This window comes from Vibrio sp. TBV020, from assembly GCF_046056895.1.
GTDB lineage: Bacteria > Pseudomonadota > Gammaproteobacteria > Enterobacterales > Vibrionaceae > Vibrio.
In genome coordinates, this window is the sequence record NZ_JBEEAQ010000003.1 from 155,405 (window position 1) to 167,954 (window position 12,550).

General features: G+C 47.1%; 5 protein-coding genes, 6 tRNA genes, 3 rRNA genes and 1 riboswitch. All 14 genes read right to left on the reverse strand.

Going from position 1 to position 12,550, the window contains the following annotated elements; genetic code table 11:
- Positions 1 to 41: 41 nt before the first annotated feature.
- Complete coding sequence (gene thiF, locus AAFX28_RS08605) at positions 42 to 809, reverse strand: thiazole biosynthesis adenylyltransferase ThiF (RefSeq protein WP_408687082.1); 768 nt, start codon at positions 807 to 809, stop codon at positions 42 to 44.
- Positions 799 to 2,211 carry a thiamine phosphate synthase gene (locus AAFX28_RS08610; RefSeq protein WP_408687083.1) on the reverse strand — a complete coding sequence of 471 codons (1,413 nt, stop codon included), beginning with the start codon at positions 2,209 to 2,211 and terminating at the stop codon, positions 799 to 801. The genes thiF and AAFX28_RS08610 overlap by 11 nt, the downstream gene beginning before the upstream one ends.
- Positions 2,211 to 4,151, reverse strand: a complete 1,941-nt coding sequence (thiC, locus tag AAFX28_RS08615; protein ID WP_408687084.1) for a phosphomethylpyrimidine synthase ThiC — start codon at positions 4,149 to 4,151, stop codon at positions 2,211 to 2,213. The genes AAFX28_RS08610 and thiC overlap by 1 nt, the downstream gene beginning before the upstream one ends.
- 150 nt (positions 4,152 to 4,301) lie before the next feature.
- A riboswitch (TPP riboswitch) is annotated at positions 4,302 to 4,400 on the reverse strand.
- 69 nt (positions 4,401 to 4,469) lie between these two features.
- Complete coding sequence (gene crcB, locus AAFX28_RS08620; protein WP_408690845.1) at positions 4,470 to 4,853, reverse strand: fluoride efflux transporter CrcB; 384 nt, start codon at positions 4,851 to 4,853, stop codon at positions 4,470 to 4,472.
- A 112-nt stretch (positions 4,854 to 4,965) separates the two neighbouring features.
- Entirely contained in the window at positions 4,966 to 6,348 is a 1,383-nt protein-coding gene (locus AAFX28_RS08625; protein ID WP_408687085.1) for a multicopper oxidase domain-containing protein, read from the reverse strand.
- 272 nt (positions 6,349 to 6,620) lie between these two features.
- Positions 6,621 to 6,697, reverse strand: a tRNA-Trp gene (locus AAFX28_RS08630).
- A 62-nt stretch (positions 6,698 to 6,759) separates the two neighbouring features.
- A tRNA-Asp gene (locus tag AAFX28_RS08635) sits at positions 6,760 to 6,836 on the reverse strand.
- Positions 6,837 to 6,867: 31 nt separating this feature from the next.
- Positions 6,868 to 6,983: ribosomal RNA gene (gene rrf, locus AAFX28_RS08640) — 5S ribosomal RNA — on the reverse strand.
- An 82-nt stretch (positions 6,984 to 7,065) separates the two neighbouring features.
- A 23S ribosomal RNA gene (locus tag AAFX28_RS08645) occupies positions 7,066 to 9,955 on the reverse strand.
- 273 nt (positions 9,956 to 10,228) lie between these two features.
- A tRNA-Val gene (locus tag AAFX28_RS08650) sits at positions 10,229 to 10,304 on the reverse strand.
- A 38-nt stretch (positions 10,305 to 10,342) separates the two neighbouring features.
- Positions 10,343 to 10,418, reverse strand: a tRNA-Ala gene (locus AAFX28_RS08655).
- A gap of 10 nt (positions 10,419 to 10,428) precedes the next feature.
- A tRNA-Lys gene (locus AAFX28_RS08660) sits at positions 10,429 to 10,504 on the reverse strand.
- 2 nt (positions 10,505 to 10,506) lie between these two features.
- Positions 10,507 to 10,582 (reverse strand) — tRNA-Glu (locus tag AAFX28_RS08665).
- 88 nt (positions 10,583 to 10,670) lie between these two features.
- A 16S ribosomal RNA gene (locus AAFX28_RS08670) occupies positions 10,671 to 12,223 on the reverse strand.
- Together the 16S, 23S and 5S rRNA genes with 6 tRNA genes alongside form the textbook arrangement of a ribosomal RNA operon.
- Positions 12,224 to 12,550: the final 327 nt, after the last annotated feature.

A 12,550-nucleotide genomic window follows, 5' to 3' on the forward strand; every position in this document is an offset into this window, starting at 1 on the left:
GATAGTTTGGACATGTTGTTTACTTAGCGATTTCGCTGAACTTAAGCACATACTTTGCACTGCTTGTCTTTGCTTATCGCCATGGCTTGCCACTGCATTTTCAATCCATCAAACAGATGTAACTTTCCAGTCTCGACATAAAACTTTCCGGTTGCCAGTTTTTGAATTGCAGCTAACGCTTGGTAATTCCCAAGGGTGCCTACCACCGGGCCGACAACTCCGTTCTCACTGCACTTTTTAGTTTGAGGTAATTCATCGAATGGGTATACACAGCGGTAACAAGCTTCACTCTCAGCTTCTTGTTTAATTGATGCTTTATAATCAAAGACAGCGAATTGCCCTTGCCAACCAATTGCTGCAGCAGAAATGAGCGGCGTATTTTGTTCAAAACACACTTGGTTAATCAGCTGACGAGTTGGCATATTGTCTGTGCAATCCAACACCACATCAGCCAACATGACCTCGAGCTGAAGCTGTGCTTTGTCTAATCGTTTATTGAGAGCACGTACTTGAACCATCGAATTAAGTTCAAAGAGCTGCTTTACGGTAGCTTCTGTTTTTGGGACTTGAAGGTCTTGTTCGCGATAAATGACCTGGCGTTGCAAGTTGCTGCTATCAACCTCATCATCATCGACTACGACTAACTTACCAACACCCGCCGATGCCAAGTACAAACTCGCTGCGCTCCCTAACCCACCACAACCGATGATTAGCACATGCGACTTGCTCAACCGCTCTTGCCCACTTTCGCCAATTTCTGGCAGAGCAACTTGGCGTTGATAGCGAAGGAACTGTTTATCAGTGAGCATGTTCGCCTCTATTGGTATCCACTAATTCACTATTCTGATCAGTAAACATTAGCTGTCTTTCCTTCATCAGTTGTGCAAAAAAATTAATGACGGACTGAGGTGATTCTGCCAACGTGATAGCACGCACGACTGCCAAACTAGAAACACCAGTTTGCCAAACTTGGTCAGCATTCGATTGGTCAATACCACCAATCGCGACCGTCGGAAAGCCGAGTACATCCCCACTGACGACTTCATCTTTTGAAGGAGAGAAAGCAGACTCTGTGTTTCCATAAGGAATGCTATCAATCAACTTTTGATACAATGCCAAGCGCACTAGGCCCTGTGGTTTCGATGGCATCTGTTTTGTGGTGGTTGGGAATATATGCCCTAACGCGATGTAACTAGGATGAATTTGTACGATGCGCAACAGCTCATAATAGCCATGAGTAGAAAGACCAAGACGAATACCGGCGTTAGTTAGTTGAGCTAGATTCGACTCCTCTATATCTTCTTGCCCTAAATGAACACCATAAGCACCATGCTTGATTGCAAGTTGCCAGTAGTCATTGATAAACACTTGCGCTTGGTACTGACGACCCAGCTCAATTGCTCGAATGATCTGTTGTTCTAAGTCAGCTTGTTGTGGATTCTTGATTCGTAATTGAATAGTGTTGATACCTAAAGGCAGCAAACGCTCTATCCAAGCAACATCATCCACTACAGGGTATAACCCTAAACTCTGCTTAGTCAGAGTTGGAAAGCTGACGGTTTCTCCTTGTGCTGACCAGCCAACTTGAATACCCAGTCGTTCATCTTCCAGAACCGGTGTTGGGAAATCATCGAATTGACAAACCCACAAAGTAGATCGTTCATCCTGTAAACTGCCATCCACAAGTGTTTCACGTGAAACATTCCCATGTTGCGTTGTCATTCCTCGAGCAAGTGTTAGTGCGTCTTCAATAGGGAAATCGAGTATTGTCAGCGTTACTACCCAAGCAAGGTGATGCTCTGGCACAAATGTTGTGTTTCGTTGAGACGTAACGGAAAGCGCTCTCACTTCATCGTTAATTGGATGACGCCATATATCAAGTTGAAGCTCTTCGTCCTTTTCACAAGACGCCTGACGATCGACAATACCGATATAAATATTATCCGAAGGCTGGTTTGCACTTTCTTCTACCGATAAACCAGAACGGTAATAAAGCGTCAGTAAGCTCTCAGGATCAGAGTCATACCCATCAATGAGGTCGGTAGTTAAATATGTAATCTGTTGGTCGCGAACAAGCTGAATAGATTGAGTTGGGCTCACACCCAACTCAATGTCTTCAATGCTAAAACCCTGTTCTTTCGCCAACAACAAACATTGTTGAACTAAGCCTGTTAATTCAATCAATGATGACGGAATAAGGATTTTGCTCATTAGTCACTTACCTCGGCATGTGCTGCTGGGTGGTATAACTCAGAGCCCGTTTCTCTGAACTCTTGCGATTTTTTACGCATTCCCTCAAGTGGGTCATCTAGCATCTTGATAGAGATAGCTTGGTCCGCAGCTACTTGTTCAGTGTCTTTCGCGTACTCACGAGCCTCTTGTGAAATCTTCATTGAACAGAACTTTGGTCCACACATTGAACAGAAGTGTGCAACCTTTCCTGACTCTTGAGGTAGAGTTTCATCATGGAAAGCGCGAGCAGTGTCTGGGTCAAGTGACAAGTTGAATTGGTCTTCCCAACGGAATTCGAAACGTGCTTTAGAAAGGGCATTGTCACGAACTTGCGCACCAGGGTGTCCCTTCGCCAGATCAGCGGCATGGGCAGCAAGCTTGTAGGTAATCATGCCTACTTTAACGTCTTCTTTGTTTGGTAAGCCAAGATGCTCTTTTGGTGTTACGTAGCAAAGCATCGCACAGCCATACCAGCCAATCATGGCTGCACCAATACCTGAAGTAATATGGTCGTAGCCAGGCGCAACATCTGTAGTCAGTGGACCAAGCGTGTAGAAAGGCGCTTCATGACAGTGCTCTAGTTGCTCTTCCATGTTCTCTTTGATCATGTGCATTGGAACATGACCAGGGCCTTCGATAATAACCTGTACGTCGTATTCCCACGCAATCTTGGTCAATTCACCAAGAGTACGAAGCTCTGCAAATTGAGCTTCGTCATTTGCATCTGCAACCGAACCAGGACGCAGGCCATCACCGAGAGAAAGAGCCACATCATACTTAGCACAGATTTCACAGATCTCTCGGAAGTGGGTGTATAAGAAACTTTCTTGGTGATGCGCTAAACACCATTTCGCGATGATAGAACCGCCGCGAGAAACGATGCCAGTAACGCGTTTTGCTGTCATTGGGACATAGCGAAGTAGTAATCCAGCATGGATAGTGAAGTAATCCACACCCTGCTCTGCTTGCTCAATCAGAGTATCTCGCATTACTTCCCAGTTAAGGTTCTCCGCAACGCCATTCACTTTCTCAAGCGCTTGATACATTGGTACGGTACCGATCGGCACTGGACTATTACGTAGGATCCACTCACGGGTTTCGTGGATGTTACGCCCAGTAGAGAGATCCATAACAGTATCGCCACCCCAGCGTGTCGCCCACACTAGTTTCTCAACTTCTTCCTCAATAGAAGACGTAACCGATGAGTTACCGATATTGGCGTTCACCTTAACCAAAAAGTTGCGTCCAATGATCATTGGTTCGGATTCTGGGTGGTTGATATTAGAAGGAATAATCGCGCGACCTTCAGCGACTTCTTTACGCACAAACTCGGCGGTAATGTCTTTAGGAAGATTTGCTCCGAAGCTTTGACCCGGGTGTTGTTGATTCAGCACTTCATCACGGTATTGAGCACGCCCCATATTTTCACGCAGGGCAATGTATTCCATTTCTGGGGTAATAATGCCTTTACGAGCGTAGTGTAACTGGGTAACACACTGGCCATCTTTAGCACGTCGAATACGTGGTAGATTACCGTAACGAAGATCGTCTAGCGTCTCGTCTTCTAAGCGTTCCTTGGTGTATACCGAGCTCACCTCGTTAAGTAACTCAGTATCAGCACGCTCTTCAATCCACCCTTCTCTGAGCTTAGGTAAGCCACTGTAAAGGTCTATGGTGTGTTCTGGGTCTGTGTATACACCTGAAGTATCATAAACGCGTACTGGCTCGTTAGGTTCGAAAATAGGCGCTTCTTTTGTACCCCCGATAAGGCTGTCAGCGAGTGATATTTCGCGCATCGGTACGCGAATATCTGAGCGTGAGCCTTCTACATAAACCTTACTTGAGTTTGGGTACGGATGTACCGAGAGTGTATCAATGAACTGTTTTGCTTCCAGTCTCGCTTGCTTGCGATTCGACATAGCATTTTTCCTTGCTTTGTTATTCTTAGATAAAAAGTATTTGGATAAAAATGCTTGGCGGAAAGATGCGACAAGAGGTATCGATATACCACAGCTACAAAGGCTATAACCAGTATCGATTAAGAATAGAAAACCTGTAGAAAACAGGTCTAGATATCTTCTCTTGTTCCCTTCGCAGATATTAATCTGATCAGGTTCAACGGATCCCGAATTAACGGTCTCAGCCTTAAGGCACTCCGACAAGTAAAGCGAGTATATAAAATCAGCTTGGGTAAACCAAGTCGACTTACATAAATATTGGTAGTTTTTTGAACAACCTTAGCTTTTAATTAACAGTTGAAAGCCAATCCATGCAGCAGAGATACTAAGCACGACATTGAGAAGTACATTCAGTCCCATCTTAAAAAACGCACCTTGCTGCATAAGAAGAACATTATCCATTGAGAATGTTGAAAAGGTTGTCAGTGCTCCAAGGAAGCCCAGTCCTATGATTTGGCGCCAAGGTTCAGTAGCTAACATCTCGTTCTCGAATGCAGCAATAAGAAGACCCATGATAAAAGAGCCAACAACGTTTACTGTTAACGTTCCATATGGAAATCCACGCCCCAATAAAAGTGCACACATCTCTGCTACCAAATACCGAGAGCACGCACCAAAGGCTCCACCAATAGCAATGAAACCCAAAATAGAAAGCTGTCCCATCATTTACTCCAATTGAAATCTTGCTACATTTTAGCGGCGAAAAGTCATTTTTGACTCACTTAAATCAATAAATAGCCTAATAAAGTACAAGAAAATTTAAAAGTTACAGGTGTCACTTAACTTCAATATAACCCATCAGGCCAGTTTTCATATGTTCAATGACATGGCAGTGGTACATCCAACGCCCAAGGTTATCAGCAACAAATGCGGCTTTGGCACTGCCGTTTTTACCAAGCAGAACCGTATCTGTATGAAAAGGTTCTGCCACCCTCTTACCATCCAACTCAAGTACAGTGAAAGTATGACCATGAATATGAATTGGATGATGGTACTGAGTAACATTCTTTAGGTTAAATATATAAGTTTTACCGTACTGAAGTGTAGCTAGCGGTGCTGGAATATTGTCCTTACTCATCCCTTCCCATGCTCGCTTGTTAGTTAACCAGAATTTAGGCATCGATTTACCATCTTTTCCGATAGGACTAATTGCTCCCTCCCACTCGAAAACAAAATCAATAGACTCAGCATTGATAAGATCAAGATCTGGTACCGGGTTGAGCGGAAGCAAAGGGATCGCTTGGCGATCATCTAGATCGGAAGCGATCACATCAAATGAACACAATGGGAAGGGGAATCTTCCTTTCATTTGACGCACGTGAACACGTGCTCCTTCACTAGGAGCAATAAAAGCAATATCAACCCTCATTCCAGGCCCAATCTTATGCTGAGTAAGCTTATAAGGCGTTTTTATTGGGTTTCCATCAATAGCTACAACCCAACCTTCAACCCCTTCAAGAGCAATCGGGTAAGTAATTGTATTATCGACGTTAGCGATACGTAGACGAGTCGTACTATGAGCTTTTAATGTATATACAGGTTCATGAACGCCATTCACACTACTCCACTCACCAGGTGTTCCCATTCTGGCACTAAGACGAGGGATCATTAAGTCTTTCCAATCCCCTTGTTTATCAAGGTGCCAGTGCTTGAGCATAATCTCATGCTCTTCATCAAACTGAACTGGAATACGTTCTTCAACAATGATGAGACCTACTAAGCCCATACCTAACTGTTTTACACTATTCATGTGTGGGTGATACCAGAACGTACCTGCATCAGGAGGAGTAAAACGATAAACAAAAGTTTCACCAGGCATAATTGGAGGCTGGCTAAGAAATGGAACACCATCCATTTCAATTGGTATACGTAAACCGTGCCAATGAATCGTCGTTGGTTCCGATAGCTTGTTAGTAAAGCGAATGATGACTTCTTCACCTTGTCGGCAACGGATCGTTGGTGCAGGTATCTGGCCGTTAAAGCCTAAAACATCTGTTTTATATCCAGGGACTATTTCAGCAACAGCAGGTTCCGCTGTTAAGTCATACACATACTTCCCGTTTTCTGTACGAGACTGATGAACCGTACAGGCAGGGAGAACTGACAACGCCGAAATAGCTAAAGAAGATTGAAGAAACTGGCGACGAGATATATCCATTTTATTGCTCCTATGTTTCAGGGAACTAAAGTAGCAGATAATTAAGAATAATTCTCAATACAATGAGGTTTAAGTCTATAGATAAACAAAAAGGCCTTAGTCTTTCGACTAAGGCCTTAAATATGGCAGGTGTGGACCGGGCTGGCGCTCCAGAGATTCGAACTCCCAACACGCGCTGTTTTGGTAAGTCGGGGAATCCGCTGCTCTGCTAATTGAAGACTTCAACATCAAAAAGCAAAAAGGCTCCGGTCTTTCGACTAGAGCCTTAAATGTGGCAGGGGTGGAGAGATTCGAACTCCCAACACGCGGATTTGGAATCCGCTGCTCTGCCAATTGGAGCTACACCCCTGTAGAATCTTTCAAATTGTAGATTCGAAAAAACCTCGCTATAAGCGAGGCTTTCTAAATAAGTGGCGGAGCGGACGGGACTCGAACCCGCGACCCCCGGCGTGACAGGCCGGTATTCTAACCAACTGAACTACCGCTCCGCACTGGTTAGACCTAAAGTCTAAATTTAAAGCCTGGCGATGTCCTACTCTCACATGGGGAAGCCCCACACTACCATCGGCGCTAATTCGTTTCACTTCTGAGTTCGGCATGGAATCAGGTGGGTCCAAATCGCTATGGTCGCCAAGCAAATTCTTTAATCTGAAAAGCTGGAGTTCTTACACATTCAATGTTCTTTCTTTGAGTCCATCAAAACCCTTTGGGTGTTGTATGGTTAAGCCTCACGGGCAATTAGTACAGGTTAGCTCAACGCCTCACAACGCTTACACACCCTGCCTATCAACGTTCTAGTCTCGAACAACCCTTTAGGACCCTCAAGGGGTCAGGGAAGACTCATCTCAGGGCTCGCTTCCCGCTTAGATGCTTTCAGCGGTTATCGATTCCGAACTTAGCTACCGGGCAATGCGTCTGGCGACACAACCCGAACACCAGAGGTTCGTCCACTCCGGTCCTCTCGTACTAGGAGCAGCCCCCTTCAATCTTCCAACGCCCACGGCAGATAGGGACCGAACTGTCTCACGACGTTCTAAACCCAGCTCGCGTACCACTTTAAATGGCGAACAGCCATACCCTTGGGACCGACTTCAGCCCCAGGATGTGATGAGCCGACATCGAGGTGCCAAACACCGCCGTCGATATGAACTCTTGGGCGGTATCAGCCTGTTATCCCCGGAGTACCTTTTATCCGTTGAGCGATGGCCCTTCCATACAGAACCACCGGATCACTATGACCTGCTTTCGCACCTGCTCGAATTGTCATTCTCGCAGTCAAGCGGGCTTATGCCATTGCACTAACCTCACGATGTCCAACCGTGATTAGCCCACCTTCGTGCTCCTCCGTTACTCTTTGGGAGGAGACCGCCCCAGTCAAACTACCCACCAGGCACTGTCCGCAACCCCGATTCAGGGGTCAACGTTAGAACATCAACACTACAAGGGTGGTATTTCAAGGACGGCTCCAACGATACTGGCGTACCGTCTTCAAAGCCTCCCACCTATCCTACACATGTAGGGTCAATGTTCAGTGCCAAGCTGTAGTAAAGGTTCACGGGGTCTTTCCGTCTAGCCGCGGGTACACTGCATCTTCACAGCGATTTCAATTTCACTGAGTCTCGGGTGGAGACAGCGTGGCCATCATTACGCCATTCGTGCAGGTCGGAACTTACCCGACAAGGAATTTCGCTACCTTAGGACCGTTATAGTTACGGCCGCCGTTTACCGGGGCTTCGATCAAGAGCTTCGACCGAAGTCTAACCCCATCAATTAACCTTCCGGCACCGGGCAGGCGTCACACCGTATACGTCATCTTACGATTTTGCACAGTGCTGTGTTTTTAATAAACAGTTGCAGCCACCTGGTATCTGCGACTCTCAATAGCTCCATCCGCAAGGGACTTCACCGTCAAGAGCGTACCTTCTCCCGAAGTTACGGTACCATTTTGCCTAGTTCCTTCACCCGAGTTCTCTCAAGCGCCTTGGTATTCTCTACCCGACCACCTGTGTCGGTTTGGGGTACGATTCCTTACAATCTGAAGCTTAGAGGCTTTTCCTGGAAGCATGGCATCAATGACTTCACACCCGTAGGTGCTCGACGTCGTGTCTCAGCCTTAAAAAGAGCCGGATTTACCTAACTCTTAAGCCTACGCACTTGAACCTGGACAACCGTCGCCAGGCCCACCTAGCCTTCTCCGTCCCCCCATCGCAATTGTAAGAAGTACGGGAATATTAACCCGTTTCCCATCGACTACGCCTTTCGGCCTCGCCTTAGGGGTCGACTTACCCTGCCCCGATTAACGTTGGACAGGAACCCTTGGTCTTCCGGCGAGGGGGTTTTTCACCCCCTTTATCGTTACTCATGTCAGCATTCGCACTTCTGATACCTCCAGCATGCTTTACAACACACCTTCAACGGCTTACAGAACGCTCCCCTACCCAATGACTAAAAGTCATTGCCGCAGCTTCGGTTTATAGCTTAGCCCCGTTACATCTTCCGCGCAGGCCGACTCGACTAGTGAGCTATTACGCTTTCTTTAAATGATGGCTGCTTCTAAGCCAACATCCTAGCTGTCTAAGCCTTCCCACATCGTTTCCCACTTAGCTATAATTTGGGACCTTAGCTGGCGGTCTGGGTTGTTTCCCTCTCCACGACGGACGTTAGCACCCGCCGTGTGTCTCCCGGATAGTACTTACTGGTATTCGGAGTTTGCAAAGGGTTGGTAAGTCGGGATGACCCCCTAGCCTTAACAGTGCTCTACCCCCAGTAGTATTCGTCCGAGGCTCTACCTAAATAGATTTCGGGGAGAACCAGCTATCTCCAGGTTTGATTGGCCTTTCACCCCTAGCCACAAGTCATCCGCTAATTTTTCAACATTAGTCGGTTCGGTCCTCCAGTTGATGTTACTCAACCTTCAACCTGCCCATGGCTAGATCACCTGGTTTCGGGTCTATATCCAGCAACTCGACGCCCAGTTAAGACTCGATTTCTCTACGGCTCCCCTAGATGGTTAACCTTGCTACTGAATATAAGTCGCTGACCCATTATACAAAAGGTACGCAGTCACACCACGAAGGTGCTCCTACTGCTTGTACGTACACGGTTTCAGGTTCTATTTCACTCCCCTCACAGGGGTTCTTTTCGCCTTTCCCTCACGGTACTGGTTCACTATCGGTCAGTCAGTAGTATTTAGCCTTGGAGGATGGTCCCCCCATATTCAGACAGGATATCACGTGTCCCGCCCTACTCGATTTCACTGAATGTGCGTTGTCGACTACGGGGCTATCACCCTGTATCGCCGGACTTTCCAGACCGTTCGTCTAACGCATATAAAGCTTAAGGGCTAGTCCAATTTCGCTCGCCGCTACTTTCGGAATCTCGGTTGATTTCTTTTCCTCGGGGTACTTAGATGTTTCAGTTCCCCCGGTTCGCCTCATTAACCTATGTATTCAGTTAATGATACGTGCTTATGCACGTGGGTTTCCCCATTCGGAAATCCCAGACTCAAGTGGCTTTTACTGCCTAATCTGGGCTTATCGCAAGTTAATACGTCCTTCATCGCCTCTGACTGCCAAGGCATCCACCGTGTACGCTTAGTCACTTAACCATACAACCCCAAAGAGTTTCGCGAAGCGAATCTTGAGGATGTTGTTTAAACAACCAAAGTTGTCTGCAATTTTTATACATGTGCAGACTCGATTTTGCCGGACTCAAATTCCAAGAACACTTGAATGTGTTGTATTGGTGTTTGTCTATAAAGACAAACATTGAGAACTTTACAATCAACAATAACTTGTTGATTTGTCAGCTTTCCAAATTGTTAAAGAGCTAGTTTCTAATGAAACCATTTTTAAGAACACTTGAGAAATGTGCTTAAAGATGGTGGGCGATACCGGGCTCGAACCAGTGACCCCCTGCTTGTAAGGCAGGTGCTCTCCCAACTGAGCTAATCGCCCATATTAGTTTTACTTCTTATAGGAAGAAGTTTCTCGAATGGTGGAGCTATGCGGGATCGAACCGCAGACCTCCTGCGTGCAAGGCAGGCGCTCTCCCAGCTGAGCTATAGCCCCATCGAGAAAATGGTGGGTCGTGCAGGATTCGAACCTGCGACCAATTGATTAAAAGTCAACTGCTCTACCAACTGAGCTAACGACCCAATGGTATCCCGTAGGGGAGTCGAACCCCTGTTACCGCCGTGAAAGGGCGGTGTCCTAGGCCTCTAGACGAACGGGACACTAATCTGAACACCTTGGGGGGTGTTCCATCTCTTAAACTACATAAACCATCAATCTGTGTGAACACTCATCGCAATAATCATCGTATAAGGAGGTGATCCAGCCCCAGGTTCCCCTAGGGCTACCTTGTTACGACTTCACCCCAGTCATGAACCACAAAGTGGTGAGCGTCCCCCCGAAGGTTAAACTACCCACTTCTTTTGCAGCCCACTCCCATGGTGTGACGGGCGGTGTGTACAAGGCCCGGGAACGTATTCACCGTGGCATTCTGATCCACGATTACTAGCGATTCCGACTTCATGGAGTCGAGTTGCAGACTCCAATCCGGACTACGACGCACTTTTTGGGATTCGCTCACTATCGCTAGCTTGCTGCCCTCTGTATGCGCCATTGTAGCACGTGTGTAGCCCTACTCGTAAGGGCCATGATGACTTGACGTCGTCCCCACCTTCCTCCGGTTTATCACCGGCAGTCTCCCTGGAGTTCCCGACATTACTCGCTGGCAAACAAGGATAAGGGTTGCGCTCGTTGCGGGACTTAACCCAACATTTCACAACACGAGCTGACGACAGCCATGCAGCACCTGTCTCAGAGTTCCCGAAGGCACTAATCCATCTCTGGAAAATTCTCTGGATGTCAAGAGTAGGTAAGGTTCTTCGCGTTGCATCGAATTAAACCACATGCTCCACCGCTTGTGCGGGCCCCCGTCAATTCATTTGAGTTTTAATCTTGCGACCGTACTCCCCAGGCGGTCTACTTAACGCGTTAGCTCCGAAAGCCACGGCTCAAGGCCACAACCTCCAAGTAGACATCGTTTACGGCGTGGACTACCAGGGTATCTAATCCTGTTTGCTCCCCACGCTTTCGCATCTGAGTGTCAGTATCTGTCCAGGGGGCCGCCTTCGCCACCGGTATTCCTTCAGATCTCTACGCATTTCACCGCTACACCTGAAATTCTACCCCCCTCTACAGTACTCTAGTCTGCCAGTTTCAAATGCAATTCCGAGGTTGAGCCCCGGGCTTTCACATCTGACTTAACAAACCACCTGCATGCGCTTTACGCCCAGTAATTCCGATTAACGCTCGCACCCTCCGTATTACCGCGGCTGCTGGCACGGAGTTAGCCGGTGCTTCTTCTGCAGCTAACGTCAAACGAGGCCGCTATTAACGACTCCGCCTTCCTCACTGCTGAAAGTACTTTACAACCCGAAGGCCTTCTTCATACACGCGGCATGGCTGCATCAGGCTTGCGCCCATTGTGCAATATTCCCCACTGCTGCCTCCCGTAGGAGTCTGGACCGTGTCTCAGTTCCAGTGTGGCTGATCATCCTCTCAGACCAGCTAGGGATCGTCGCCTTGGTGAGCCCTTACCTCACCAACTAGCTAATCCCACCTGGGCATATCCTGACGCGAGAGGCCCGAAGGTCCCCCTCTTTGAGCCGAAGCTATTATGCGGTATTAGCCATCGTTTCCAATGGTTATCCCCCACATCAGGGCAATTTCCCAGGCATTACTCACCCGTCCGCCGCTCGACGCCGTTATCGTTCCCCGAAGGTTCAGATAACTCGTTTCCGCTCGACTTGCATGTGTTAGGCCTGCCGCCAGCGTTCAATCTGAGCCATGATCAAACTCTTCAATTTAAGATTTTGTCGGCTCAATGAATACTGAACATTACATAAGTAATGTTTGAATTGACTGTGCTGAGTCTTTCGACTCGTTGGTCACTTCGTTTCATTGAAACCTAATTTGATACCGAAGTATCTAATTGGATTATCATCAACGAGTGCCCACACAGATTGATAGGTTTATTTTGTTAAAGAGCTTTCCTATTGAGCTTCGCTCAAATCGGACGGCCATTTTAGCGAGATAAAGTTTAGTGTCAACCACTTTTTTCAAACTTTTTTCAAGCGTTTCCGCTTGGCTAATTGACCTTGCTAACTGGGCTCTCGTTTCTTTCGAAGCGTTCC